Genomic DNA, 23,381 nt, shown 5'->3' on the forward strand with positions numbered 1-23,381 from the left:
GCTGATAGCTGATAGCTGATAGCTGATAGCTGATAGCTGATAGCTGATAGCTAATTCCTAGTAACGCCTAAGCTCTAAGCCTTCTCAAGCACCTTCTCTTTAAAGACTTTGCCAGCGCTGAAAGCAGGTACTCTGGTGGCTGGAATTTGAATGGGCTTGCCTGTAGAGGGATTGCGTCCTTCGCGTGCCTGACGATCGCGCGCCTCAAAGGTGCCAAAGCCAACCAGCGTCACTTTCTCTCCAGCCGCTACGGTTTCGAGAATCACTTCTAGCGTCGCTGTCAACAGAGCATCAGCATCTTTTTTGGTCACGCTTGCATTTTCTGCAATTTTATCGATTAGTTCACCTTTATTCATATCCTAAAAGCCCTCGCAATGTTTGCTGTGATTATACTTGAGGGTTTTGAAAGTGCAAGAGTTTAATTACTCAGGCAGCAGAATGCAGACGATGAGGACTTGACTAAAAGGGCTAAGACTTTGGCGCTGTAGGCGTTGGCAGTGAGCGGTCAGCGTTTAGTGGTCAGCGGGAGCCAAGGGGACAAGAAGGGTATGGCTGATAGCTGATGGCTAATAGCTGATAGCTGATAGCTGATAGCTGATAGCTGATAGCTCAACAATTTACAGCCTTTGCAAAATAAAATCAGATAAGATGAGCAGACGATCGCCTCCGTAGATTTTCGTATGCCTGGTCATGAAACGCGCTTCGCTGGCAGTGAGTCTTCCCCAACCGCTGCCAGGGTGTTTATCAGCTACCGCAGCAAAGAGCCGGATAGTGGTCTGGCTCAGCAGTTTTACGAGTCGTTGCAAGCGGCTGGACACCACGTTTTCCTGGCGGGTGAGAGTATTCGCCTGGGCGAGAACTGGTCGCAGCGGATCGATGATGCACTAGAGCAGTGTGATTTCTTTTTGCTGTTGCTGTCGCCCCAGTCTGCCGTGAGTGAGATGGTGACGGAGGAAGTGCGACGGGCAAAGCAGTTGCGCGATACCCGTGAAGACCATCGCCCTGGCATTCTACCCATTCGGGTCAATTTTCCGTTCACGTCACCGCTCAACTATGACCTGCGCGGCTATCTGCAACGCATCCAGCAGCGAGAGTGGATGACCGATGCCGATACGCCGATCATCTTGCAGGAAGTTCTGAGTCTGGTGGGCAGCAGCCAGGATTCCCGTGATTGGGTAAAGGATGCAGCAGAGGACGATCGCCCCCCTGCCTCCCTTGCCCCCTCCGCCCCCTCTGCCTCCCCCACCCACCCGCTCCCCATCGCCGAACCCGAACTCCCCGAAGGACAGGTGGATCTTGCCTCTGCCTTTTACATCGATCGCGTTCCTAGAGAGGGCAGTGCGCGCACCACGATCGAAGCTCAATGCTATGAGGCGATCGTCAAACCGGGTGCCCTGATCCGCATCAAAGCGCCCCGACAGATGGGTAAGACTTCCTTAATGGCGCGCATTTTACGCCGTGCGGGAGACCACCACCATCTCACCGTACCGCTGAGCTTCCAGATTGCCGATGCCGCGATCTTCAACGACCTGGATAAGTTCTTAAAGTGGTTCTGCGCCAGCGTGGGGCGACGACTGCAATTGCCCAACAAGCTTGCCGACTACTGGGATGACATTTTTGGCAGCAAGGACAACTGCACCGCGTACTTTGAAGACTACCTGCTGCCCAGCATCACCAGTCCACTCACCCTTTGCCTGGATGAAGTAGACATGGTGTTTAACCATCCCAACGTTGCGTCAGACTTTTTTGGCTTGCTGCGGGCATGGCATGAGGCGGCGAAGAATAGCGACCTGTGGAAGAAACTCCGCCTCGTCGTGGTGCATTCCACGGAGGTGTACATTCCCATGAACATTAACCAGTCGCCGTTTAATGTGGGCTTGCCGATCGAACTCCCAGAATTCACCGCTGAGCAAGTGCAAAACCTCGCCCAACGTCACGGGTTGCGCTGGACGGCGATCGAGATCGAGCCACTCATGGCAATGGTGGGTGGACATCCCTATCTTGTGAGAGTCGCGCTGTATCATGTGGCACGTCAGGAGACCACCTTGAACCGCCTGCTGCAAACCGCTCCCACCGAAGCGGGACTCTACGGCGACCACCTGCGACGGCATCTGTGGAACCTGGAACAACGCCCAGAAATGGCACTGGCGGTGAAACGAGTCGTACAAACGTCAGACCCCGTCCGGTTGCAGTCGGTGCAGGCGTTTCAGCTTCACAGTATGGGGCTAGTGAACTTGCAGGACAATGATGTGACGTTTCGGTGTGAGCTGTATCGGCGGTATTTTGGCGATCGGCTTGGGGGGAAAGGATGAAGGATGAAGGATAAAAGGTGGAGGCAGAAGGCAGATTAAGGTGGGTGGGTCAAGAAGTCGGGGTTCTGCGTCAGTTATCAGGCTAACGCGACAGTGTTCGTTAAGAACCCCGACTTCTACTGCACTCGACGATTCAACGACGATGCTCAGAGGTTCGACGACGATACTCAGACATTCACGCGCCATGCTCAGACATTCACGCGCCATGCTTGGAGATTCAACGACGATGCTTGGAGATTCAACGACGATGCTCAGAGGTTCAACGACGATACTCAGAGGTTCGACGACGATACTCAGAGGTTCGACGACGATACTCAGAGGTTCGACGACGATGATCAGGAGGTTCACGCGCGATGCTCGGAGGTTCATGCCCGATGCTCAGAGGTTCACGCGCGATGCTCAGAGGTTCAACGATGATACTCAGACATTCACGCGCCATGCTCAGAGGTTCAACGATGATACTCAGACATTCACGCGCCATGTTCGGAGGTTCAACGACAATACTCAGAGGTTCAATGATAATGCCCAAACATACTCCTAAGTAGAGTGGGCATTGCCCACCCTACTACTTTTCCTCTCCCCTTTTCCCACTCGCCTACACCCCACATCCCACACCCCACACCCCATCTACCATGAGCTACGCATACCAGGTCGGAGGCAGCCTCCCCGCCGATGCACCGACCTACGTTGTCCGACAGGCGGATACCGACCTGTACGAAGGGCTTAAAGCCGGAGAGTTTTGCTACGTGCTGAACTCGCGGCAGATGGGCAAGTCGAGTTTGCGGGTGCGGGTGATGCAGCGGTTGCAGGCAGAAGGCGTTGCCTGTGCGGTGATCGACCTGACGCGGATTGGCAGCGACAACATTACGCCCGACCAGTGGTATGCAGGCATTGCCCTCAGTCTTGTGAGTGCGTTCAACCTGATGACCACCATCAGCTTTCGATCGTGGTGGCGAGAGCGGGATCATCTCTCTCCCGTGCAGCGCCTCAGCGAGTTGGTTGAACAGGTCTTGCTGGAGTCGATCGCCCCCTCGATCGTCATCTTCATCGACGAAATCGATAGCGTCCTCAGCCTGAAGTTCTCGATCGACGACTTTTTTGCCCTCATCCGCGACTGCTACAACGAACGCGCGGATAAACCTTCCTACAAGCGTCTCACCTTCGCGCTGTTGGGTGTCGCAACGCCTTCCGACTTGATCCGCAACGAGCGCAGTACGCCGTTTAATGTGGGACGTGCGATCGCCCTCAACGGCTTTCAGCTTGAGGAAGCCAAACCTCTGGAAGAAGGCTTGCGCGATTACGTCAGCGATCCCACTGCTATCCTGCGATCGGTGCTCAATTGGACAGGGGGACAGCCGTTTTTGACTCAGAAGCTGTGTCGGTTGATTAGTCAGGAGGCAGAAGGCAGAAGGCAGGAGGCAGGAAGCAACAGGCAGTTGGGGGCAGAGGAAGCAGGGGAGGCAGGGGGAGGAACTCAAAACGCTTCCTTACCCTTACACCCCACACCCCACACCCCACACCCCTTTGACTTCTCCCGAGTCGAATCCCTTGTCCAAAGCCGCATCATCACAAGCTGGGAATCCCATGATGATCCGGTGCATTTGCGGACGATCCGCGATCGGCTCATTAGCAACGAGCAACGCAAAGGGCAACTCCTCGGACTCTACCAGCAAATCCTCCAAGCTGGAGACATCCCCGCCGATGCCAGCCCGGAGCAAATCGACCTCCGCCTATCGGGACTGGTCGTGGAGCACCAGGGCAAGCTGGTGTCCTACAACCGGATCTATCAGTCAGTCTTTAACCAGACCTGGGTAGACACCGTTCTGGCGCAGCTACGTCCCTACGCTGCCGCTTTTACCGCCTGGGAAGCATCGGAACGTAAGGACGACTCTCGACTGCTACGCGGCAATGCCTTGAAAGAAGCGCAAGCCTGGGCAGAAGGCAAAAACCTGAGTGAGCCAGACAACCGCTTTCTTCGCGCCAGCGATCGCCTGGAACGTCAAGACATGGAAGAGGCAAATCGCATTCTGGCAGAAGCTAACCAAACCCTCGCAGAAGCTAATCAAACCCTCGATAACGCTAAACGCAGAGCCACCCGACGCTTGGCGATCGCAGGCACACTGTTGGGGTTGACCGTGCCGATTGCGATCGTGGCGGGAATGATGGCAAGCAACGCAACCAGGAATGCAGACGCAGCAACGAAACGGGAAGCAGACGCAACCAAAAATCTGACGCAAGTGCAAGAGGATAGGGAAAAAGCAATCAGCGAGACGAAGACGGCAAAAGATCAGGTAAAGGATATCAGAGAAGATCTTCAAGCGGAAAACCGGAGATTTCGAGCTGCCAAAGCCGACCTGAACGCCAAAAACCGAGATTTGCAGCAGGCAAGCCAGAAAGTGGCGATCGCACAGAGAGACCTGCTAAACGTCCGGCAGCAAGCTACCGCACAGGCTGAGAAGGTGAAGGCTGCCGAGCAAAAACTGGCAAAAGCCGAAGCCGACCAGCGCAAAGCCGAGCGCAACGTGCAACAAGCACGAGCCAAACTCGCACCCATTGAGGAAGAACTAAGGGCTATCTGGGTGTTTGTAGAAGGTGAATCAAAGCGGGGACAGGGCAAGACAGAGGAAGCCCTGGAGATTTTTAACCTCATTCTGACAGTAAACCCCAACAATCGCTTTGCCCATCTCGGTCGGGGCTTTATCTATAGTGATCAGAAGCGCTATCAGGATGCTGAAACAGAATTCAGAGCCGTCATCAAGCTTGATCCAAGTATTGCAATCGCTTACACCAATTTGGGCAATGCGCTGAAAGACCAGAATAAGCTGGAGGAGGCAATCACTACCCATAAACAAGCAATTGACCTCGATCCGACCTCTGCCGCTGCTTACTACAATCTAGGCAATGCGCTGCAAGATCAGAACAAGTTGGAGGAGGCAATTACCAATTACAACAAAGCGATCGCTCTCAACCTTAACTATGCCAGGGCTTACAACGGTCTAAGCAATGCGTTGCAAGCCCAGAACAAGTTGGAGGAGGCAATTACCAATTACAACAAAGCGATTACCCTTGCCCCCAACGATCCCGTCACTTACAACAATCTAGGCACTGCGCTGGCTAAGCAGAAGAAACTGGACGTTGCAATCGCCAACTTTCAAAAAGCGATCACCCTTGACTCTAAATTTGCTGCCGCTTACTACAATCTTGGCGAGACTTATCGTTCGATAAAGCGCTATGAAGAGGCATTGAAAAACTTCAGCACAGTGCTCAAATTAGATCCCAAAGATGCTTATGCCTTGGGTAAACGAGGATTCATCTACCAGGCGCAAGGGCGTTACGACGCGGCACTGGCAGATTTGAACCAGGCGATCGCCCTTGACCCCAGCTTAAAATGGGCGATCGAGGCACGCGATGAGGTTTTGAAAGCCAGAAACCGGGTTTCTCCACCAAAGTAGTCGTGAGCCGCTAGGTTGCATTCAGAAACCCGGTTTCTCGTTGCGCTTTGAGGGCGCGATCGTGTGGGTCGGTGAGGCAGGGGCGATCGTGCTGCTTCAGCTTAAAATGAAGATACTGGTTCAGATGTGGCAAATAGTATGGCAACTGTTTTTGAATGGAACTCAGAAGCCCCCTTACTTGACAAAGTGCGGCATCTGGCACAACAGCAGGGGCGATCGCCCGATGCCATCATTACCGATGCCGTTGTGCTTTACCTGCAAAATCAACTCGAACCCGGCGATCGCCAAAACGCCGATCTCACCCTTAAACAACGTCGCGCCTTCATGAAATTGCCCCTTCAAGAGCGTCATCGGATGCTGCAAGCACAAGCAGAGGCGATCGCGCCGCACTATCAGCAAGACACCGAATGGCGCGAGTTACAAGCAGGAGACTTGATTGAGTACTGATCCCATCCCGCAGCGCGGTGAAGTCTGGCTAGTCAACTTCGATCCCACCATCGGCACCGAAATTAGAAAAACTCGTCCCGCCGTGATCGTGAGTTCCAATGCCGTTGGGAAGTTGCCCATTAAGCTGGTCGCTCCGATTACCGACTGGAAAGATTACTTTGCCCAGAACCTCTGGCACATCCGGCTTGTCCCCGATACTGCCAATAATCTAACCAAAGTTTCTGCTGTAGACGTGTTGCAAATACGCGGCGTAGACACCCAACGTCTGATTCACAAGCTAGGAAGCCTTTCCGAAGAAAAAATGCTCGAAATCATCATCGCGATCGCGGCTGTCATCGAGTACAGCGAACCTGATTAACGTAATGGGCGATCGAGGCACGTGACGAGGTGCTTAAGCAGATTAAACGGTAGGGCTGGTTTGAGGGCGCGATCGGTTGGAGTAGTGGGGAAGGGGCGATCGTCTGCTCTGATGTGTGCGATACCATGCAAATAGAGATGAGACAAGTGATGCAGACCAGCCAAAATGCAAACTAGCCAAATTGAACTGAGCGATCAGCAAGTCAGCGCCATTCAGACCATTGCCCAGCAAACGGGTAAAACTGAGCATGAGATTTTGAGTGAGGCAGTTGCCCAATTCATTCGTCAGTTTGCGATCGAAAACCGTCAAGCGCTCCTCCAACAAGCACGCGGCATGTGGCACGATCAGGCGCAATCAACCCTGACCGCTTACCGCAACGAGCTTGACCGCTTCAACTCACCAGATTAGCCATTGTGTCTGAGCGCTTACTCCTCGATACCGATGTTCTGATTGACTACCTGCGTGGCAACCCCAAGGCGATCGCGTATTTGGAAAGCCAAACGGCTCATCTCCAAATTGCGGCTGTTACCGTTGCCGAGCTATACGCTGGAGTTCGCGATGGTAAAGAACGAGCGAAATAAGATGCGTTCGTCTCTGCCTTTGAAATCATTGCTACCACTAAAGAAATCGCGCTGCAAGGTGGTCTCTATCGTCGCGATTATGGCAAAAGTCATGGCACAGGATTAGCGGATGCGTTGATTGCTGCCACAGTGGAATACACACAAGCAACCTTTGTCACGATGAATCGGAAACACTTCCCTATGTTGCCGAACGTCATTACTCCATACCAAAGAAATTGAAGCGGCGATCGACCTTGACCCCAACTTAAAATGGGCGATCAAGGCACGCGATGAGGTGCTCAAGCAGATCAAGCGGTAGGGTGGCTTTGAGAGTGCGATCGGGTGAGTCGGAGGGGAGGGGCGATCGTGCCAGAATAAATGTATGCAAGGCTCATCCATTTCGTCTTCCTATGAATGTTCAGGAAATTTTGCAGCATCGCAAGATCATTCACCGCGATCCAAACATCATGAGTGGCGTGCCTGTCTTTTGCGGCACTCGCATACCCTTGCAAACCTTTTTTGATTACTTGGAGGGCGAAGAGGGGCTTGCTGAGTTTATCAATGACTTTCCCTACCTGCAAACCCAAGCCATTCAAGTTTTAGACGCGATCGCCAAAGTGATGCTCTTTCAGGAACGAAATTCCGGTGTTAGTGCTCCTTGACGAAAATCTTTTGAGCCGAAAACTCAAGCAACCCCTCATCGAAGCCGATCACACTGTCAACAACGTGAACGACATGGGTTGGAGAGGTTTGAGCGATCGGGAAATCCTTGCACTCGCTGAAAATCATCCGTTTGATGCCTTTATCACGGCTGACAAAAACCTCCCTTATCAGCAAAACCTCAACAATTTCACCATCAGAATTATCATTCTAGACTCAAGCAGTACTAGACCCGATTATCTTGCGCCCCTGATCACAACGGTCAGCGCGCTCCTATCATCGTTGTCAGTTGGAGCCGTAATCCGAATCAATGGTGCTGGAGAAATAACGCCAATTAATTTTGAGTAACCTTCACAGCTGTTTGAATGCGATCGCCGTCAGCGCAGTTCATTACATCGCCCTTGACCCCAGTTTGAAAGGGGCGATCGAGGCACGCGATGAAGTGCTCAAGCAGATCAAGCGGTAGGGTGGCTTTGAGAGCGCGATCGGGCTAGGCAGTGAGGCAGGGGCGATCGTGCCACTGTTAGAGATAATAAACATAATCCTGTCAATTACCGTTATGGAAACCGCAGACATCTTGCAAGCACTGCCTCACCTCACCGTCCGCGATCGCTTGAAAATCGCTGAAGTTGCCTTTCAACTCGTACAACAGGAACAGCACAGCTTAACCAACACCCAACGCCGAGAGCAGTTAGCGATCGCCGCCATGTCCGCGATCGACGATTACGCCCCCGGCAGCGAATTAACCACCTTCACCCTTTTAGATGGTGAAGACTTCTACGACAGTCCTGCTACTGCTGAACAAGCCGATGCTTAGGGGTGAAATCTGGCTGGTCAAGCTTGACCCTACTCTTGGCACTGAGATTAGCAAAACCCGCCCAGCTATCATCGTTAACGACAACGCCATTGGCATCCTACTCCTCAAAGTGATTGTGCCTGTGACCGACTGGAAAGAACCGTTCGCCGCAAGACCCTGGATGGTTCGCTTAGAACCGAATGTTAGCAATGGTTTGAGCAAATTATCTGGCGCAGATACCTTTCAAGTGCGCTCTGTTTCCGAAACTCGCCTGGTGAAGCAGTTGGGAAAACTGGATGAGACAACTAATGATGACGATCGCCAAAGCCTTAGCGATCGTGCTTGCAATCTAAGCTTCAGCCCCTCGCTGCTCTAATCCCTGGTTCACTTCTCAGCGATCGCTCTTGACCCCAACTTGAAAGGGGCGATCGAGGCACGCGATGAGGTTCTGAAAGCCAGAAACCGGGTTTCTCCACAGAAGTAGTAGTGAGCCGCTAGGTTGCATTCAGAAACCCGGTTTCTCGTTGCGCTTTGAGGGCGCGATCGGGTGGGGCAGTGAGGGAGGGGCGATCGCTTTCTAAAGCACACCGACCATCACCTATAGTATCTGTGTCAGAATTGAGGAACCAGCCATTTACCCCACTACCGAGCAAGCGATCGCCTGTATTGTCGTTTGCCAGTGGCTGTCTAACTGCTACCGAGACATCCACCTGTTTCGTTTTAATGACCAGGCAGGCTACATTTTCATCCTGGCAGGTGATGAATTAGAGATTGTTGTTTCTCGTGATGGACTCTGGAGGTTTGAATGAAGCCTGACTTTGACAAAATGTCCAAACCAGAATTAAGAACCTACGTCCTTGCCCATCGGGATGATCTGGACGCATTAGATGCGCTCTATCACCGTCGGACACCCGACGCAGAAGCCGTTTGGTTTCATCCTCCTAAGACGCAGGAAGAGGAACAACAGCAATTTGAGCTGTTTAAGCGTCTCATCAGTGAGAAAGAGGGCGGTTCATAAATCTGTTTTTGCAAGCTTCTAGTCTAGTTCCCAGCGATCGCCCTCAACCCCAACTTGAAATGGGCGATCGAGGTACGCGATGAGGTTCTGAAAGCCAGAAACCGGGTTTCTCCACAGAAGTAGTAGTGAGCCGCTAGGTTGCATTCAGAAACCCGGTTTCTCGTTGCGCTTTGAGGGCGCGATCGGGTGGGTCAGTGAGGGAGGGGCGATCGTGCCGTTGTTCGACTGATTCGGAGATAATTGAAATCAGAGTACGCTTAGGCGCGATCGTCAACTGTGCGTCATCACCAGCAAACGGTAAGAAAGATGCCACAAACCCTGCCAATTGAGATCTCTCAAACCAAAATCACCGAATTTTGCCAGCGACACCATATCTGCAAACTCTCTTTGTTTGGCTCCGTTTTACGCGATGATTTTAGCCCCAGCAGCGATGTTGATGTCTTAGTCGAATTTGCACCTGGCAAAACGCCTGGTTTTGCGATCTTTACCATGCAGCAAGAACTCTCGCACATCCTCGGTGGTCGCACCGTCGATTTACGTACTCCGCAAGAACTGAGCCGCTACATCCGCGATCGCGTCCTCAACGAAGCCCTCGTGCAATATGTCCAGGATTGACGATCTGACTCGCTTACGCCATATGCAAGATGCCGCGATCGAAGCGATGAGTTTTATCGAAAACCGTACTCGCAAGGATCTAGACCGCGATCGGATGCTAGCGTTAGCGCTGGTTAAAGACATCGAAATCATTGGTGAAGCGGCTGGTCGGGTTTCTGCCGATTGCAAAGCCAGTTCCCCTCAAGTGCCCTGGTTGCAAATGATTGGTATGCGGAATCGCCTCACTCATGCCTACTTTGAGATTGATCTAGATATCGTTTGGCAAGTTGTGACTGATGATTTGCCACCTCTAATTGCGGAGCTAGAGAAAATCATTGCTATGGAAACATAAAGTGTTTTGAGCGCGCGATTGGGCGGGTCGGTGAGGAGGGGCGATCGAGGCACGCGATGAGGTGTTCAAGCAGATCAAGCGATAGCGGGATGCGAAATGGGAAGGCGGGGCGATCGTGAGATGATTGCAAAATTCACCATGATGCCTCTAGAGCCTTACCGCTCATACCCTGCTTGCATGGCAACCATTAACCAGATCCGGCAAAAAATCCACGATCGGGATTATTACCTGTCCTCCCACGCTGAAGACGAGATGGTTGATGACTACCTGGAACGCCAGGACGTTGAACACGCTATACTTTGCGATCGTATTGAGAAAACCATGACCCACGATCAGCGTTGCACCCGCTACCGAATCGAGGGATCTACAATGGATGGCAGATTGATTCACGTGATTTGTCGCTTTCGTGACGAAGGCAGCTTAATCATCATCACGGTCTACGCCCTGACGGAGGACAAATGATTTGTGAATTTTGTGATGGACAAACCGTTCCCAAAAAAGTCAGGCGACAGCATTGGCTTGAAGGTAAACTCTACATTGTTGAAAATGTTGATGCCGAAGTTTGTTTAGAATGCGGTGAACGCTACTTTCACGCCACAACTCTGGATGCGATCGATCGCTTGCTCAAAACAGACCACGCAGTGAAGAACGACTTGAGGTTGAAGTTGTCAGCTTGTAATCAGGTGCTCAAGCACATCAAGCGGTAGTGCTGCGTTGAGTGCGCGATCGGTGGGTCAGTGAGGGAGAGGCGATCGTGCTTAAATAAACAACCCAGGGTCAACGTGAAAGAATGCGCCGAGAGCTTTTGCTTGAAAGGTACTCATTTCACGATCGCCAGTTAAGATAGCTGCGATCGCCTCTTCAGAACCCAGTAAACCGCTTAAATCTGCCTGCTCAAGCTGACGTTGCTCCATCAAAAACAGCAGTCGTGAACGAGGCGTTGAGTCTGCACCCGGCAAATAATGTTCCTGCTCAAACTTTTCAATCAGCGTGATGAGCAACGCAAATAGCTCGTTTTCTTCGGGGCTACGGTCTGGACGATGCACTAACGCTTCTACGATCGCCAGCGCCGTTTCATTTTCTGCTTCAGTGCGAATTAGTTTAGGCTGATATTGAGACAGAAGCTCACCGTATCTATTTGGGTTAAAAGTAAGGGTCATGCTTCCACTGCTCCTTGTCATACTCCGCATGAGTTAGGACGTACTTGATATAAATCAATTGCCCTTCATAATCAATGCTCACAATTAAACGATACCGATTGCCTTTAATGTTGAAGACCGTAAAGTTTCCAACCGCTTCAGCCTGCGGGAACACTGACTGAACCTCGATCAAATTAGACCAATTTGCCTTAATCGCAACCTTAAACCAATCATCCAAAACCTCACGACAATCAGCATGCTTTTTGTCAAATTCACGCAAGCGTTTATAGCTGATGACGTGCATCGAAAAGACTTCCGCTCTTCTTACTAGGCTCTCATTGTAGCTTCAAAGTTTCAGGTTATTGGTTGAACGACGCGATCGCCTTTGACCCCAGCTTGAAAGGGGTGAGCGAGGTGAGCGATGAGGTTTTAAAAGCCAGAAACCGGGTTTCTCCACAGAAGTAGTCGTGAGCCGCTAGGTTGCATTCAGAAACCCGGTTTCTCGTTGCGCTTTGAGGGCGCGATCGTGTGGGTCGGTGAGGCAGGGGCGATCGTCCTGCTTCAGCTTAAAATGAGGACACTGGCTTAGACACGGTAGATATTGGTCAACAGTCTTTGGTGGAACTCAGAACCACCCTTACTCGACAAAGTGCAGCACTTTGCACAAGATTAAATCGGGATGGCGGGATTCGAACCCACGGCCCCTTCGTCCCGAACGAAGTGCGCTACCAAGCTGCGCCACATCCCGCGAAAGCAACTAGCTCTTGCTCAAGTACTTCCAGTTTAGGATATCATATCTAACCAACGTGCCTTGTGGATGACCGACGGCAAAACGACTATCTGTTTTCTCCGACCCTTAACCAACGGTTTTTGCAAATTTGTTGGATTATAAGGGTGGGCATGTTGGTGATGACTGTTTTGCGTCTCGTTGCTCGCCGATGTGCCTCCTTTCCACTTTTTTCTTTGCTGATTTCATCTAAAAATCGATCGCAACCTGCACTATTTTCATAAACATTTGTAAACTTATAGCTAGCGGTTTTTCGGTGCCCTGTGTTTTTAGGAGTCTCCATGAGACAACTGGTTGCAATCGAGCGTTTTTGTTTGACGGGTCATGTCGTGTCGTTGATTTTTGGGCTGGCAGGGTTGCTGCTAGTCTTGCCAAATCCTGAATTTATCGCCGCGTTGCCTGCATTTGGTCAAGCCCTTTTTGGGTGGAGCATGGCAGGTGGTGGGGTAGTCTACATTCTTCTAGGGGCAGTGACAGTTTCGCTTTACGCCTACCGTACGCTAGGCTGGCGCACCTGGTTACTGTTCATGCTGCCTGCGATCGGGTTATCTCTAGGCAGCGAGCTGCTGGGTACCAGTACGGGTTTTCCTTTTGGGCATTACGGCTATTTGAACGGCTTGGGCTACAAGATTGCTGGATTAGTGCCGTTTACGATTCCCCTTTCCTGGTTCTACGTGGGGTTATCGACTTACCTTTTGGCGTGGGTCGGGCTGGAGGCGATCGGGCTCAAAGGCTGGGTCAAGCAAGTGGGTGCAATTGCGATCGGTTCTCTGCTACTGACCGCCTGGGACTTTGTGTTAGACCCTGCCATGAGTCAGACTGCCTACCCCTTCTGGGAATTTCGTGACCCAGGTCAATTTTTTGGGATGCCGTATCGCAATTTGACGGGTTGGTTGGGCACTGGCGCTCTGTTTATGTCAGTAGCGGCGCTTTGCTGGCGAAACACGACGATCGCCCTTACGCGCGCGCAACTCACGGTGCCGCTCATTATTTATTTGGTCAATTTTGCGTTTGGAGCCGTCATTACGCTAAACCAGTTGGATATGCGGTTTTGGATTCCCACTGCAATCGGTGCCTTGCTCGGTGTCCTGCCTGCGATCGGTCTGTGGTGGCTTGCCGAACCTGCCGTTGCAAATGAGTTTGAGGCGATCGCAGCAGAGTCAACTCTACGCGAAAGTGAACCAGGTAAACCAGCAGACAAAGCAGTTGCTCCGCAAAGTGACGTTTCTACTGTGCCTGTCGCGGCTGTATCCAAGTCATCCTCGTGATCAGAGACGTATTGCTGCTAGGGCTGCTTCTCGCTCAGCTACCTGCGACAGCAATTTTACTTTCCCGGTTGCTGCGCGCTCCCGGTCGCTATCCACCTTTGCTGCCGAAAGCTTCCATACCAGAGCAGCTTGGCACGGTCAGTATTGTGGTGCCGACGTTAAACGAGGCAGAGCGCCTTACGCCGTGTCTCACTGGGCTGAGTCGTCAAAGCTATGAAGTGCGTGAAATTCTCGTTGTAGACAGCCACTCGACTGATAGCACCCCAGAGTTGGTCAAAGCAGCGCAGGCAAACGATCCGCGCGTTCGTCTCCTGAATGACGATCCCCTGCCGATCGATTGGGTCGGTCGTCCGTGGGCGCTTCATCATGGTTTTTTGTCGAGTGCCGCTGAGAGTCATTGGGTGCTGGGGATTGATGCCGATACGCAGCCACAGCCCGGATTAGTCGCTAGTTTGCTGGACACCGCCCTGCGTGAAGGCTATGACCTCATTTCGCTGGCACCACAGTTTCTCCTCAAGTATCCAGGTGAATTACTGCTCCACCCTGCTCTGCTGCTGACGCTGGTCTATCGGTTTGGTGCAGCAGGCGAAACGGGCAATCGACCAGAGCGTGTGATGGCAAATGGGCAATGCTTTTTTTGTCGTCGATCGCAACTAGCCCAGGTAAATGGTTACACCGTTGCCCGCCGCTCCTTTTGTGATGATGTCACGTTGGCACGGGCGATCGCCGCTCAGGGTGCCAGGGTTGTCTTTCTGGACGGTGCCAACCTGCTGAAAGTGCGGATGTATGAAGGTGCTGCCGAAACCTGGCGCGAATGGGGGCGATCGCTCGACCTCAAAGATGCCGCTTCCCCCAGTCAAGTTTGGGGCGACTGGCTGCTATTGCTGGCAGTACAGGGTTTCCCCATCCCGATCGTTCTAATGCTGCTAAGCGAAGTCATTAGCGGTAAGGCTGTACCCGTAACGCTAGCTGCATTCAGTCTCAACCTGCTGCTGGTGATGATTCGTGTAGGACTGACCTTTGCGATTGCTCCTTCGTGAGATCGGTCTCAGGCAAGACCTGCATGGCTTTTCTGGCTGTCTCCCCTGGCAGACCCGATCGCCGTCCTACGAATTTTCCTCTCTTCGAGCCAAACGCCAACCCAATGGAGAGGGCGGAGTTATGGAGATGGGGTGAGGAGTGGGGAGTAGGGAGTGGGGAGTAGGGAGTAGGGAGTAGGGAGTAGGTGGCGGAGGGTGATGCAGCGATCGGGCGACATGGGAATGCAACAATGCTAGTCTCACCGCTTCTGACGGCTGACGGCTGACCGCTAACCGCTGACGGCTGACCGCTACTCGAAATATTTCGGATTGTTTCAACCACTGACACCAACGCTGAATGGTCTTCGGTTCGTAGTAAAGTTAATGGCAATAAAGCTGTATGAGTTGAAGCTTAACAATCAAGAGGAAAAACACTCATGGTTCAGCGCGGTTCTAAAGTCAAAATTCTTCGTAAAGAGTCTTACTGGTTCCAAGATTATGGAACGGTTGCGTCGATCGATCAAAGCGGCATCAAATACTCAGTCATTGTGCGGTTTGATAAAGTCAACTATGCGGGCGTAAACACCAACAACTTTGCCGCAAGCGAAGTGGTTGAAGTGGCACCTCCTGTTAAGAAAGCAGGCGCAGCGGGCGCACCGCCTAAGTCTGGAAAAGCGGCATCGGGTGGTAAGCAAACGCCGATCGATCCCGCCCTTCGCAAAACGGGTGGCGCTGAAGAGGTTGCTGGTGGCGCAACGACTGCACCCACAGCCGATGCACCCGGCGGCAGCACTGGTATCGAAGGCGATGCTAACCAGGGAACAGAGGCAAGATAGTCTGCTTTGGGCTTTAGACAAGACACTGTAAGCGCTAGACTGGATTTCGATGTCTAAGGGTTACAACGCTCTGTGCCTGAATTGCCTGAAGTTGAAACAGTTCGGCGGGGTTTAAACGACGTAACCCTGCACCAAACAATTGAGGGTGGGGATGTGTTGCTCGATCGCACCATCGCCCACCCTTTTTCAGCGCCCGATTTTTTGGCAGGCTTGCAAGGAACGACGATCGTGCAATGGCATCGTCGCGGGAAGTATTTGCTAGCAGAATTGGAGAAAGCAGCGGTCAGCGGTCAGCGGTTAGCGGTCAGCGGTCAGCGATTAGCGGTCAGCGGTCAGCGATTAGCCGTCAGCCATCAGCCGTCAGCGGTCAGGAGCGGTGAGACTAGCATTGTTGCATTCCCACATCGCCAGATCGCTGCATCACCCTCCGCCACCTACTCCCCACTCCCTACTCCCCACTCCCCACTCCCTCCCTACTCCTGGCTCGGTGTCCATCTCCGCATGACCGGGCAACTGCTATGGGTCAACCAGACTGAACCGCTGGAAAAGCACACCAGAGTACGGCTATTTTTTGGCGATGGCAAGGAATTGCGCTTTGTGGATCAGCGCACCTTTGGGCAAATGTGGTGGGTGCCGCCAGAGAACGCGCCAGAGGAAATCATCACGGGCTTGCAGCAGCTAGGACCCGAACCATTTTCAGAAGAGTTTTCGGTTGCCTACTTCACTCAGCAACTTCAGCGTCGTCGCCCAATCAAAAATGCCTTGCTGGATCAAGCGATCGTCGCTGGCATCGGCAATATTTACGCGGATGAAGCGCTCTTTCTCAGTGGCATTCATCCTCAAACGCTGTGTGTCAATCTTACGCAATCGCAAATTGAGCGACTGCGATCGAATGTTGTGCAAGTACTCCAGGCAAGCATTGAAGCAAAGGGCACGACGTTTCGGACGTTTCGTAGTGTAGCGGGCGTGAATGGAAACTATGGCGGTTCTGCCTGGGTTTACGGGCGTGATGGTGATGTCTGCCGCAATTGTGCAACGACGATCGAACGCCTTAAAATGGCAGGGCGATCGGCGCATTTTTGCCCGATATGTCAACGACTGAAGAAAGGATGAAAGTTTTGCATTTTAACTTTTGAGCTTAAACAGTTGTTAGGCATCAGGGAGGAATATGACAGAAGAACTAGACAAACCGAAACGCAGAAGCAAGGTGCGGGAGCGTGCAGACGAAATCAAACCGTATCTATGCAAGAACCTAATTGCAGTCCTAGAAGATCCCCATGACATAAGAAACATTGGGACAGTCATAAGGAACGTAAACGCATTGGGCGTAGAAAAGGCTTACGTAGTAGACCCCAAAGGTGCGTTACCGGATGACTGGCAGGACATGAGGGAAAGAAGATCACTATCTAAGACCTCCGTGTCGGCAATCAAGTGGAGTTTCGTCAAGCGCTTCGATAGCACTGAGGCTTGCTTGGCACACTTAGAAAAAAACCGCTTTGTGTCCATCGTTACATCTCCACATGTAAAGGAAATGAAGAATGAAGTCCTGGATGAGGCGGATTACACCATCTATACAAAGTTAGCGGTATGGTTCGGCAATGAAGCTAGAGGCATCAGTGACGAAGCAGTAAAGCGAAGTGAAATGTGTGTAAGCATCCCTATGTTTGGCATGATCGAAAGCCTGAATTTAGGCACGACATCAGGAATAGTTTTGTACGAAATTACGAAGCAACGTCGTGAATATCAGAAAAAATATAGATGGCGAAATAAGCGGGGCGAGAAAAGTGATGCCTAACAACCCCATTGCACCCGACCGAAGCGGGGCGATCGGGGGAACTCAACCATGCCAGCGGCGGGCGAATGGGAACGTTATGAGTCAGAGGATTGCAGCTTAAAATGATACAACATCCAATAGAGCGACTAATCGAAAAAGCCGATACCGCGATCATCCACGAAGATTTCGATACGTTAATGGAGATTTATGCGGATGATGCCGTTCTTGTCGTTAAACCTGGCACGAATGCTTCAGGAAAGGTTCAGATTAGAAAAGCAATGGAGGCGATCGCGGCACACTTCAATCACACCCTGAACGTCCGTCAGGCTGGCATGAAAGTCTTGGAAGCTGGTGATACAGCGTTAGTTGTCGCTAAAACAGTCGTTTCTGCGTCTAATACACCTGCGATCGAGCGGAACGCTACGTATGTTTTCAAGAAAGACCCCAGTGGTGAGTGGCGTTGCACAATTGACAACTCTTATGGGCATGAGCTACTGCTACATAAAGAGGCTTAACGCCTAGTTAGGGCATTTATATACTTGCCTCACCCCCAGCCCCTCACCCTAGCCCTCTCCCGCTGGGAGAGGGCTAGGGTGAGGGGCTGGGGGTGAGGGCGGTAAAGTTGGTGCGTTACGTTGCACTAGCTAAGGATGAAGCTTAAAGGATGAAGGCTAAAAGTTTTGAGTTTTGAGTTTATTTCGATGGCTGACCGCTGATAGCTGACCGCTGACCGCTAAAAGCTGAGGGATGAGCGATGAAGAAATTGATGGTAGGGATCTGGCTGGGTGCTGGGCTAATGTCTATTCCGCCAGTACTAGCAACTTCGGCGGAAACCTATCGGCAGCAGGGCTTGAGCTATCGAGAGCAGGAACGTTACCCAGAGGCGATCGCCGCTCTGAAGCAAGCCGTTGCCATTGAACCAACCAATCTTTCTGGGAAAGTTTTGCTGGGCTGGACGCAGCATAAAGCGAAACAGAACGCTGCTGCTGCGGAGACGCTGTTGCAAGCCTTGCAGCTCAATCCTTTCAATGTGCAAACCCTTAACGCATTAGGGATTGTTTATCTTGTGGAAGGACGTTTGACGGCTGCGATCGCCGCTCACACCTGGGCAGCCATCTTGCAGCCCACGAATGAAATTCCTGCCTATAATCTCAGTCTTGCCTTTGAGCGAGTCAAGCAATACAACTTTGCGATCGCCACTGCCAAAACCGCCGCCAGGTTAGAACCCACAAATCCACATCCCTTTGTCGCATTGGCGATCGCGCATTGGGGTAATGGTGAAAGAGCTTTGGCGCAGCAGGTATACCGTGAGGCACTCAGCGTCGATCCTCGCTACAGCGATGCTGGTTTTCTAAACTATTTAGACGAAGCGGGTTTTAGTCAGGATCAGATTGGGCGATCGCAAACAGTGCTTCAAAGTCTGCGTTAGCATCTTCAGACTTGCGGCACACTCAAGAACAGATTCGCTCGCATACAAAAAGCGCATCGTGATAGTCACAATGCGCTGCTTCTTTGGGAAGTCTCAAAGAGAAACATCTCAAAGATTCAATGCTCAAACAAGAAGCTTGCTGGAACCGCTCTACCAGCCACTTGAGATGCCCCTGCTGTAAACGATGTCTGTCGGCGTGGCGGTGGATCAGGCGGGGGATTGTATTGAGCCAAAATCACGGCTGTGAAAGCCAATCCACTGCCTAAGGCTTGTAGATTCTTAGTAGCGATCGATCGCTTCGACGTGATGATTCTAATCAAAGACAACAATGGTTGAGTGGTCATAGTTTCAATGGTGGTTCACATTCATCTACTGGAATTTTGGTAGCACCCCACGTTAGATGACAACCCAGAAGCCCTGGTATGGCTCCACAGAGGAGACGGAGCCAAAACAAACTAAAGAGGGGAGCGAACACGATCGACTCCGTTTGTCCCCATCTATTCCGAGTCTATGCCAGATACTTTCCAGGAGCTTGCATAAAAGTGCAAACTTCACTACATAATTCATAGACTTTACTCACTACCGAAACCGGGGTCTAACCAGCGGAAAGGTGAGTTTGCACAGTGTGCCTTTGGGAGACAACGATTCACGCTTGAACTGACCGCCTAAGCGTGAAGCAACCTTAAGAGCGTGTTTTGTCCCTTCTCCGTCAACCGAAGAGCGAATGCCTACGCCGTTATCTTTCACTTCTAACGCATACCGATCGTGGGTTTGAGTACCTGTAACATTCAGATGGGTTGCACCTTCAGCATGTTTACCGACGTTGCAAAGTGCTTCTTCCAAAAAGCGGCAGAGACTGCGCTTGTGCTCAATGCTTAGAGATGGGTGCTCGATCGGCTCAAAATAGCAGGCAATCTTGAGCGTCTCAAACCTGGGAAAGTCCGATCGCTCCAGCGTGTTGCTATAAACCTCAAAGAACAGCTCATGTACAGGCAGTTTGAGATCTACCTTCAGTCCATCTCTTAAGTAAAGACTGTCTTCTTGAGTCAGCGTTTCTTGCTTGAGATGCTCACCAATGCCCCGGATCTCACGATTGAGATTCTCCAGTGACGAGAGTAATTGCTCTGGCGACAGCTTGCCATCTCGAATCTGTCTCAAAAGACTCGCTAGTGTTTGGAGCGGTCCATTGTGAATCACGTCAAAGGTCTGTTCGATCATCCGCTGACGATCCTCAATGACGCGCTGGTTTTCTTTTAGTCTGGAGCGCAAAACCCAGTCGTACTTGTAGAAGGCAGTACAGCCGATGCCATTCAGCAGCCAAACTAACGAAGCAGGAATAACCGGAATCCACCAGCCTCCAAGCAGAAGCACATAGCTGATGCCAACCAAGCCGATTTGCGCTATGCCAATACCAATGAGTTTGGCTTTGGGGAGTAAATTGCTCCGACCCCAAATCGTTGCAGTCAAACCCCACCCCAAAATCCAGAGGTATTCCCAGCCGTCTGTCCAGGTTGTTAGAAGCGATCGCCCGTTCAGCACTGCACTGATAATTTGGCTGACAGTATGTGCCTGAAGATCAAGCGAGTTGGTAGGGGCGATCGCCGCTGTAGGGATAATGGGGCGAATTTTGGGGTCGGTGATACCCACAATCACGATGCGATCGCGCAGCCAGGTTGGGTCAACCTTGCCTGTTATCACCGTGTTCCAAGCAAGAACGCGAAACGGCTGCTGACTGTGCCGAAAGTTGAGCAAAATTTGAGGACTACCCGTGTCTGCGCCTGCATAGGCACCCGACGGTCTGAGACGCGGAAGTTCAGTAGAGCCAAAGCGCATCGCTTTGGCATCGCTAATGCCATTTTTGAGCGTGAGGTTCTTGTCCTGAGATTCTAAATAGGTTTCTACTAGACCGATCGCCAGAGAAAGCTTATACGTTGTAGGACTGATCGGATCGAATGTACCCAGAATGGTGCGCCTCACATGGTTATCGCCATCAGGAATCAGGTCGATCAGACCAACCTGTTTGGCAGGAAAGCCTAATGGCGGCGGAATTTGGTCGGCAGCCGATAAGACCTTTTCAGACACAATCAGATTCTGCCGCTCGTTCAACCTGGTAAAGCGGGTAGCAGACTCTGACTTGGCAATTTGGTTTTGCAGAATATGCAGACCAATGACGGCAGGCTGATACGTTTGCAGCGTGTTTAGCAGATCGACCAGATTGCGTTCAGGAATGGGGTAGCCCGTTTTCTGCATATCAGCTTCATCAATGCCGACCAGAACGATGCGATCGTCTGCCGATTCAACCGGACGATGACGCAAAAACGCGTCCAGAGCCAGCAACTCCAGACTTTGTAGGGAACCTGTCAGCCGAGCCGCTATCACTAGCCCAATGACAACCAACCCCGGCAACGCCCAGCGCCAGAGTGAAGCGGTTTCTTTCAGGCTGTTCCATAGATTGCGCTGCACTGTCTTCTACTCCAGGGGCTTGAAAAGTGATTAGTTGTTGGTTTTTAGTTGTTAGATAACCGCTTTGCCATAACCAACAACTAAAAACTAAAAACTAAAAACCAGTTAGTCAATCAATCCTTCTTCTCTGGCGCGAATTTCAGTTTGAATGCGGATATTTTTGCCGTCTTGTTTGTCTTCATCAGGGTAGACTTCCAACACGTCTTGAATCTTTGTCCAGTAGTGGCGGACTGTGCGTTCAGAGACTTGCATCCGTTTAGCGATCGCCCGATCTTGCAGCCCTTCGTGAAACGCCAGCTTGAGCACGGTAATCCAATCTGGTTTTACCTCCAGGGTACGCCCGCGTCGGATGTCTTTTGTGTGCGTGATGCCTTTCAGCGCCCAGTCTACTCGCGTCAGCATTTCCTTACTGGCAAGGCTTTTATCGGCAACGGTGAACCCTGCTTTATGGCGATCGATTTCGGGTCGAATGCGTACCAATGCCCTAACGTGCGTACTTTGAACGGTCAAGTTGAGGGTGGGATAGTGTTGCATTAACGTTTTCAGCAGTTGCACACCTGACTCAGCCTGGGCACTACTGCCGATCGTTTCTGGCAAAGAGAGGTCGAGCACAATCAGATCAGGCGTATGTAGCTTTACCTGGCTCAAGGCACTGGCAACGGTCTGAGCGGTCAAAAGTTCTGCCTGAGGGTATTGCTGCTTCAGCAAATCAATGGTGCCACCCAAAACGATCTCATGATCATCAACGACTAAAATGCAGAGCTTTGTTGATTCTGGGATGGTTTGGCTCATAGCCAGCGGTAAAAACAGACAGAGCAGTTGCATAAATATACCTCCAACTTTGCCGAAAACTACAGGAAAAGGCAAGAGGTAACCATGAATCTGATTACATAAAGCTGCAAAGTGCAGTAGTCAAGGTAGGCAAGGAACTTTGCAGAGAGGGCTAATGTAACACCGCAAGCATTTTCATACAATCTGAGTTAATTCAACCCAGCCTCACCTGATCTTGAAAAAACGGTTGCTTATCCAAGAACGTTAGGAGCGATGCTCGGATGAGGCTTCAGCCAGTACCCTTCACGAGGCATGACCATATCGCTTAGTGAGCAATTTGAATAAGCGTCTACCATTCTCTAGCCCCTAAGAACCATGCTGAACCAACTTGAACAACCGCAACCATTCGCTCAAGCTAACGATCTTTTGCTACAGGGTGTCCTTGAAGGTCTGACTGATGGCATTTTGATCCTGTCCGATCGCGGCGAATGGATTTATCACAATTATTATGCCTACCGCATCTGTCAGCAGTTAAACGAGGGCAGTTCTAGCGTTTCTACCGTCCCTGAGGCAATCTGGCAGACCTGTAAAGCACTCATTGAAAGCCGCGAAGTCTACAACAACCAGCCTGTTGTCATTGAGTCGGAGATTGCCACTGGACAATCGAGCGTTTACCGCATTCGAGTGCGATGGCTCACGCTTGATGAGCCGCAGCGTCCTTATTTAGCAGTGTTGCTAGAAGATCGCTGGCAGTCGTCACAAAATCAGGCACTTGCCGAAGCTCTGCTCTATAACCTATCGCAACGGCAAACAGAGGTGTGGTTGTTGCGTCGGGCTGGTCTTAGCTATCAACAGATTGCGATCGATCTTTACATCACGGTTCATACAGTCAAGAGCCACCTCAAAGACATTCGCATGAAGCAACGGATGGTACTTGATCGAGATGAGCAAGCTCACGCCTGAACGCTTCTGCACACACAGCCGCAACCCAACCACAGTCAGCCTTAGCCCCAGGAGAAACCACGATGATGACGTTTAATCCAATCAAGGCTTTCAGCACATTCCTGTTTGAGAAGCACACAGAAAACGCTGTGACGAACTTCCTCGAAAATTTAGACTCTACCTATCGGGGACGCGCGATCGTATCGGATACGATCGCGCCTCACATACGGGGACGCGTTCATTTTCGAGGTTCCTGGTGGCCCGCTCAGTGTGAGCAAGAGATCACGCTTACGGCTGGTGAAGTCGTTCAGGTGATCGGACGGCAGAACATCACGTTGCTGGTGAGACAAATCCGCTCATCGATCGCATAAGCTAAGGAGCATTTAAGTTGCAAAGTCGATTGC

General features: G+C 51.5%; 39 protein-coding genes, 1 tRNA gene and 2 pseudogenes. 27 read left to right on the top strand and 15 right to left on the bottom strand.

The window, feature by feature from the left end:
• Positions 1 to 74: 74 nt before the first annotated feature.
• Entirely contained in the window at positions 75 to 356 is a 282-nt protein-coding gene (locus AC5JO6_RS25915; protein WP_496083934.1) for an HU family DNA-binding protein, read from the bottom strand.
• A gap of 324 nt (positions 357 to 680) precedes the next feature.
• On the opposite strand from AC5JO6_RS25915, the gene AC5JO6_RS25920 reads away from it, so the two are divergent.
• Entirely contained in the window at positions 681 to 2,312 is a 1,632-nt protein-coding gene (locus AC5JO6_RS25920) for an AAA-like domain-containing protein (protein WP_496083935.1), read from the top strand.
• A 259-nt stretch (positions 2,313 to 2,571) separates the two neighbouring features.
• Here the strand turns inward: AC5JO6_RS25920 and AC5JO6_RS25925 are convergent, their stop codons facing one another.
• Positions 2,572 to 2,841: a hypothetical protein gene (locus AC5JO6_RS25925; RefSeq protein WP_496083936.1), complete on the bottom strand. Its 270-nt coding sequence runs from the start codon at positions 2,839 to 2,841 to the stop codon at positions 2,572 to 2,574.
• Between the two features lie 103 nt (positions 2,842 to 2,944).
• On the opposite strand from AC5JO6_RS25925, the gene AC5JO6_RS25930 reads away from it, so the two are divergent.
• On the top strand, positions 2,945 to 5,764 hold the full coding sequence (locus tag AC5JO6_RS25930; protein WP_496083937.1) for a tetratricopeptide repeat protein: 2,820 nt from the start codon (positions 2,945 to 2,947) through the stop codon (positions 5,762 to 5,764).
• A 10-nt stretch (positions 5,765 to 5,774) separates the two neighbouring features.
• On the opposite strand, the gene AC5JO6_RS25935 is transcribed toward AC5JO6_RS25930, so the two are convergent.
• Complete coding sequence (locus tag AC5JO6_RS25935; RefSeq protein ID WP_496083938.1) at positions 5,775 to 5,909, bottom strand: hypothetical protein; 135 nt, start codon at positions 5,907 to 5,909, stop codon at positions 5,775 to 5,777.
• On the opposite strand from AC5JO6_RS25935, the gene AC5JO6_RS25940 reads away from it, so the two are divergent.
• Positions 5,903 to 6,211, top strand: a complete 309-nt coding sequence (locus AC5JO6_RS25940; protein ID WP_496083939.1) for a hypothetical protein — start codon at positions 5,903 to 5,905, stop codon at positions 6,209 to 6,211. The two genes, AC5JO6_RS25935 and AC5JO6_RS25940, sit on opposite strands and share 7 nt — an antisense overlap.
• Positions 6,201 to 6,569, top strand: coding sequence for a type II toxin-antitoxin system PemK/MazF family toxin (locus AC5JO6_RS25945; protein WP_496083940.1), 369 nt, complete (start codon positions 6,201 to 6,203; stop codon positions 6,567 to 6,569). Before AC5JO6_RS25940 ends, AC5JO6_RS25945 begins: the two co-directional genes overlap by 11 nt.
• Here AC5JO6_RS25945 and AC5JO6_RS25950 read toward each other — a convergent pair.
• Positions 6,566 to 6,715, bottom strand: coding sequence for a hypothetical protein (locus tag AC5JO6_RS25950; protein ID WP_496083941.1), 150 nt, complete (start codon positions 6,713 to 6,715; stop codon positions 6,566 to 6,568). The two genes, AC5JO6_RS25945 and AC5JO6_RS25950, sit on opposite strands and share 4 nt — an antisense overlap.
• Before the next feature lie 19 nt (positions 6,716 to 6,734).
• Here AC5JO6_RS25950 and AC5JO6_RS25955 point away from each other — a divergent pair, with 19 nt between their 5' ends.
• The 3 genes and pseudogenes from AC5JO6_RS25955 to AC5JO6_RS25965 all read left to right on the top strand — a co-directional run.
• Complete coding sequence (locus tag AC5JO6_RS25955; RefSeq protein WP_496083942.1) at positions 6,735 to 6,977, top strand: hypothetical protein; 243 nt, start codon at positions 6,735 to 6,737, stop codon at positions 6,975 to 6,977.
• A gap of 5 nt (positions 6,978 to 6,982) precedes the next feature.
• Complete coding sequence (locus AC5JO6_RS25960) at positions 6,983 to 7,150, top strand: PIN domain-containing protein (protein WP_496083943.1); 168 nt, start codon at positions 6,983 to 6,985, stop codon at positions 7,148 to 7,150.
• A 21-nt stretch (positions 7,151 to 7,171) separates the two neighbouring features.
• Positions 7,172 to 7,369: pseudogene (locus AC5JO6_RS25965) on the top strand (PIN domain-containing protein); the annotation flags it as partial.
• Between the two features lie 25 nt (positions 7,370 to 7,394).
• Here the strand turns inward: AC5JO6_RS25965 and AC5JO6_RS25970 are convergent.
• Positions 7,395 to 7,517 (bottom strand): hypothetical protein, encoded by a 123-nt coding sequence (locus AC5JO6_RS25970; protein WP_496083944.1) that lies wholly within the window; start codon positions 7,515 to 7,517, stop codon positions 7,395 to 7,397.
• Positions 7,518 to 7,539: 22 nt separating this feature from the next.
• Between AC5JO6_RS25970 and AC5JO6_RS25975 the strand changes: the two genes are divergently transcribed.
• The 5 genes from AC5JO6_RS25975 to AC5JO6_RS25995 all read left to right on the top strand — a co-directional run bounded on the left by AC5JO6_RS25975 (position 7,540) and on the right by AC5JO6_RS25995 (position 8,961).
• A complete protein-coding gene (locus AC5JO6_RS25975; protein WP_496083945.1) occupies positions 7,540 to 7,791 on the top strand; it encodes a DUF433 domain-containing protein in 252 nt (83 codons plus the stop codon).
• Entirely contained in the window at positions 7,775 to 8,137 is a 363-nt protein-coding gene (locus AC5JO6_RS25980) for a DUF5615 family PIN-like protein (protein WP_496083946.1), read from the top strand. Before AC5JO6_RS25975 ends, AC5JO6_RS25980 begins: the two co-directional genes overlap by 17 nt.
• The gene (locus AC5JO6_RS25985; protein WP_496083947.1) at positions 8,130 to 8,255 is read left to right on the top strand and encodes a hypothetical protein; all 126 of its coding nucleotides are present in this window, start codon (positions 8,130 to 8,132) and stop codon (positions 8,253 to 8,255) included. Before AC5JO6_RS25980 ends, AC5JO6_RS25985 begins: the two co-directional genes overlap by 8 nt.
• A 93-nt stretch (positions 8,256 to 8,348) precedes the next feature.
• On the top strand, positions 8,349 to 8,606 hold the full coding sequence (locus AC5JO6_RS25990; RefSeq protein ID WP_496083948.1) for a hypothetical protein: 258 nt from the start codon (positions 8,349 to 8,351) through the stop codon (positions 8,604 to 8,606).
• The gene (locus AC5JO6_RS25995; protein WP_496083949.1) at positions 8,599 to 8,961 is read left to right on the top strand and encodes a type II toxin-antitoxin system PemK/MazF family toxin; all 363 of its coding nucleotides are present in this window, start codon (positions 8,599 to 8,601) and stop codon (positions 8,959 to 8,961) included. Before AC5JO6_RS25990 ends, AC5JO6_RS25995 begins: the two co-directional genes overlap by 8 nt.
• 118 nt (positions 8,962 to 9,079) lie before the next feature.
• Here the strand turns inward: AC5JO6_RS25995 and AC5JO6_RS26000 are convergent, their stop codons facing one another.
• On the bottom strand, positions 9,080 to 9,295 hold the full coding sequence (locus AC5JO6_RS26000) for a hypothetical protein (RefSeq protein WP_496083950.1): 216 nt from the start codon (positions 9,293 to 9,295) through the stop codon (positions 9,080 to 9,082).
• Between AC5JO6_RS26000 and AC5JO6_RS26005 the strand changes: the two genes are divergently transcribed.
• Together AC5JO6_RS26005 and AC5JO6_RS26010 are read left to right on the top strand one after the other, a co-directional pair.
• Positions 9,269 to 9,394 (top strand): DUF6888 family protein, encoded by a 126-nt coding sequence (locus AC5JO6_RS26005; protein ID WP_496084131.1) that lies wholly within the window; start codon positions 9,269 to 9,271, stop codon positions 9,392 to 9,394. The two genes, AC5JO6_RS26000 and AC5JO6_RS26005, sit on opposite strands and share 27 nt — an antisense overlap.
• Positions 9,391 to 9,603: a DUF6887 family protein gene (locus AC5JO6_RS26010; protein ID WP_496083951.1), complete on the top strand. Its 213-nt coding sequence runs from the start codon at positions 9,391 to 9,393 to the stop codon at positions 9,601 to 9,603. Before AC5JO6_RS26005 ends, AC5JO6_RS26010 begins: the two co-directional genes overlap by 4 nt.
• 18 nt (positions 9,604 to 9,621) lie before the next feature.
• Here the strand turns inward: AC5JO6_RS26010 and AC5JO6_RS26015 are convergent, their stop codons facing one another.
• Positions 9,622 to 9,747 (bottom strand): hypothetical protein, encoded by a 126-nt coding sequence (locus AC5JO6_RS26015; protein ID WP_496083952.1) that lies wholly within the window; start codon positions 9,745 to 9,747, stop codon positions 9,622 to 9,624.
• Positions 9,737 to 9,916 (bottom strand): hypothetical protein, encoded by a 180-nt coding sequence (locus AC5JO6_RS26020; protein ID WP_496083953.1) that lies wholly within the window; start codon positions 9,914 to 9,916, stop codon positions 9,737 to 9,739. The genes AC5JO6_RS26015 and AC5JO6_RS26020 overlap by 11 nt, the downstream gene beginning before the upstream one ends.
• Between AC5JO6_RS26020 and AC5JO6_RS26025 the strand changes: the two genes are divergently transcribed.
• The 4 genes from AC5JO6_RS26025 to AC5JO6_RS26040 all read left to right on the top strand — a co-directional run bounded on the left by AC5JO6_RS26025 (position 9,910) and on the right by AC5JO6_RS26040 (position 11,256).
• Complete coding sequence (locus AC5JO6_RS26025; RefSeq protein ID WP_496083954.1) at positions 9,910 to 10,218, top strand: nucleotidyltransferase family protein; 309 nt, start codon at positions 9,910 to 9,912, stop codon at positions 10,216 to 10,218. The genes AC5JO6_RS26020 and AC5JO6_RS26025 overlap by 7 nt on opposite strands.
• A complete protein-coding gene (locus AC5JO6_RS26030; protein WP_496083955.1) occupies positions 10,205 to 10,549 on the top strand; it encodes a HepT-like ribonuclease domain-containing protein in 345 nt (114 codons plus the stop codon). The genes AC5JO6_RS26025 and AC5JO6_RS26030 overlap by 14 nt, the downstream gene beginning before the upstream one ends.
• Before the next feature lie 96 nt (positions 10,550 to 10,645).
• Positions 10,646 to 11,011, top strand: a complete 366-nt coding sequence (locus tag AC5JO6_RS26035) for a DUF4258 domain-containing protein (protein WP_496083956.1) — start codon at positions 10,646 to 10,648, stop codon at positions 11,009 to 11,011.
• Positions 11,008 to 11,256 carry a YgiT-type zinc finger protein gene (locus AC5JO6_RS26040; protein ID WP_496083957.1) on the top strand — a complete coding sequence of 83 codons (249 nt, stop codon included), beginning with the start codon at positions 11,008 to 11,010 and terminating at the stop codon, positions 11,254 to 11,256. The genes AC5JO6_RS26035 and AC5JO6_RS26040 overlap by 4 nt, the downstream gene beginning before the upstream one ends.
• 51 nt (positions 11,257 to 11,307) lie before the next feature.
• Here the strand turns inward: AC5JO6_RS26040 and AC5JO6_RS26045 are convergent, their stop codons facing one another.
• From AC5JO6_RS26045 to AC5JO6_RS26055, 3 genes are all read right to left on the bottom strand, one after another.
• Complete coding sequence (locus AC5JO6_RS26045; protein ID WP_496083958.1) at positions 11,308 to 11,709, bottom strand: helix-turn-helix domain-containing protein; 402 nt, start codon at positions 11,707 to 11,709, stop codon at positions 11,308 to 11,310.
• Complete coding sequence (locus tag AC5JO6_RS26050) at positions 11,693 to 11,992, bottom strand: type II toxin-antitoxin system HigB family toxin (protein WP_496083959.1); 300 nt, start codon at positions 11,990 to 11,992, stop codon at positions 11,693 to 11,695. The genes AC5JO6_RS26045 and AC5JO6_RS26050 overlap by 17 nt, the downstream gene beginning before the upstream one ends.
• Before the next feature lie 370 nt (positions 11,993 to 12,362).
• Positions 12,363 to 12,436, bottom strand: a tRNA-Pro gene (locus tag AC5JO6_RS26055).
• Between the two features lie 320 nt (positions 12,437 to 12,756).
• On the opposite strand from AC5JO6_RS26055, the gene cruF reads away from it, so the two are divergent.
• Both cruF and cruG read left to right on the top strand, forming a co-directional pair.
• The gene (gene cruF / locus AC5JO6_RS26060; RefSeq protein WP_496083960.1) at positions 12,757 to 13,743 is read left to right on the top strand and encodes a gamma-carotene 1'-hydroxylase CruF; all 987 of its coding nucleotides are present in this window, start codon (positions 12,757 to 12,759) and stop codon (positions 13,741 to 13,743) included.
• Positions 13,743 to 14,933: pseudogene (gene cruG / locus AC5JO6_RS26065) on the top strand (2'-O-glycosyltransferase CruG). Before cruF ends, cruG begins: the two are co-directional and overlap by 1 nt.
• Here cruG and AC5JO6_RS26070 read toward each other — a convergent pair.
• The gene (locus tag AC5JO6_RS26070) at positions 14,850 to 15,101 is read right to left on the bottom strand and encodes a hypothetical protein (protein WP_496084142.1); all 252 of its coding nucleotides are present in this window, start codon (positions 15,099 to 15,101) and stop codon (positions 14,850 to 14,852) included. The pseudogene cruG and the gene AC5JO6_RS26070 overlap by 84 nt on opposite strands.
• Before the next feature lie 98 nt (positions 15,102 to 15,199).
• On the opposite strand from AC5JO6_RS26070, the gene AC5JO6_RS26075 reads away from it, so the two are divergent.
• The 5 genes from AC5JO6_RS26075 (at position 15,200) to AC5JO6_RS26095 (ending at position 18,801) form a co-directional block, all read left to right on the top strand.
• The gene (locus tag AC5JO6_RS26075) at positions 15,200 to 15,598 is read left to right on the top strand and encodes a photosystem I reaction center subunit IV (protein WP_496083961.1); all 399 of its coding nucleotides are present in this window, start codon (positions 15,200 to 15,202) and stop codon (positions 15,596 to 15,598) included.
• A gap of 72 nt (positions 15,599 to 15,670) precedes the next feature.
• Positions 15,671 to 16,711: a DNA-formamidopyrimidine glycosylase gene (locus tag AC5JO6_RS26080; RefSeq protein WP_496083962.1), complete on the top strand. Its 1,041-nt coding sequence runs from the start codon at positions 15,671 to 15,673 to the stop codon at positions 16,709 to 16,711.
• Between the two features lie 55 nt (positions 16,712 to 16,766).
• Positions 16,767 to 17,393: a TrmH family RNA methyltransferase gene (locus tag AC5JO6_RS26085; RefSeq protein ID WP_496083963.1), complete on the top strand. Its 627-nt coding sequence runs from the start codon at positions 16,767 to 16,769 to the stop codon at positions 17,391 to 17,393.
• A 101-nt stretch (positions 17,394 to 17,494) separates the two neighbouring features.
• The gene (locus tag AC5JO6_RS26090) at positions 17,495 to 17,887 is read left to right on the top strand and encodes a YybH family protein (RefSeq protein WP_496083964.1); all 393 of its coding nucleotides are present in this window, start codon (positions 17,495 to 17,497) and stop codon (positions 17,885 to 17,887) included.
• 239 nt (positions 17,888 to 18,126) lie between these two features.
• Positions 18,127 to 18,801 carry a tetratricopeptide repeat protein gene (locus AC5JO6_RS26095; protein ID WP_496083965.1) on the top strand — a complete coding sequence of 225 codons (675 nt, stop codon included), beginning with the start codon at positions 18,127 to 18,129 and terminating at the stop codon, positions 18,799 to 18,801.
• 116 nt (positions 18,802 to 18,917) lie between these two features.
• Here AC5JO6_RS26095 and AC5JO6_RS26100 read toward each other — a convergent pair whose 3' ends face one another.
• The 3 genes from AC5JO6_RS26100 to AC5JO6_RS26110 form a co-directional block, all read right to left on the bottom strand.
• Positions 18,918 to 19,145, bottom strand: a complete 228-nt coding sequence (locus AC5JO6_RS26100; protein ID WP_496083966.1) for a hypothetical protein — start codon at positions 19,143 to 19,145, stop codon at positions 18,918 to 18,920.
• 235 nt (positions 19,146 to 19,380) lie between these two features.
• Positions 19,381 to 21,264, bottom strand: a complete 1,884-nt coding sequence (locus tag AC5JO6_RS26105) for a sensor histidine kinase (protein ID WP_496083967.1) — start codon at positions 21,262 to 21,264, stop codon at positions 19,381 to 19,383.
• A 105-nt stretch (positions 21,265 to 21,369) separates the two neighbouring features.
• Complete coding sequence (locus AC5JO6_RS26110; protein ID WP_496084132.1) at positions 21,370 to 22,056, bottom strand: response regulator; 687 nt, start codon at positions 22,054 to 22,056, stop codon at positions 21,370 to 21,372.
• A 354-nt stretch (positions 22,057 to 22,410) separates the two neighbouring features.
• Here AC5JO6_RS26110 and AC5JO6_RS26115 point away from each other — a divergent pair, with 354 nt between their 5' ends.
• Positions 22,411 to 22,998 carry a helix-turn-helix transcriptional regulator gene (locus AC5JO6_RS26115; protein ID WP_496083968.1) on the top strand — a complete coding sequence of 196 codons (588 nt, stop codon included), beginning with the start codon at positions 22,411 to 22,413 and terminating at the stop codon, positions 22,996 to 22,998.
• Between the two features lie 62 nt (positions 22,999 to 23,060).
• Positions 23,061 to 23,348, top strand: coding sequence for an NfeD family protein (locus tag AC5JO6_RS26120; RefSeq protein WP_496083969.1), 288 nt, complete (start codon positions 23,061 to 23,063; stop codon positions 23,346 to 23,348).
• The last annotated feature ends 33 nt before the right edge of the window (positions 23,349 to 23,381 follow it).

This window comes from Tildeniella sp. (assembly GCF_059505325.1).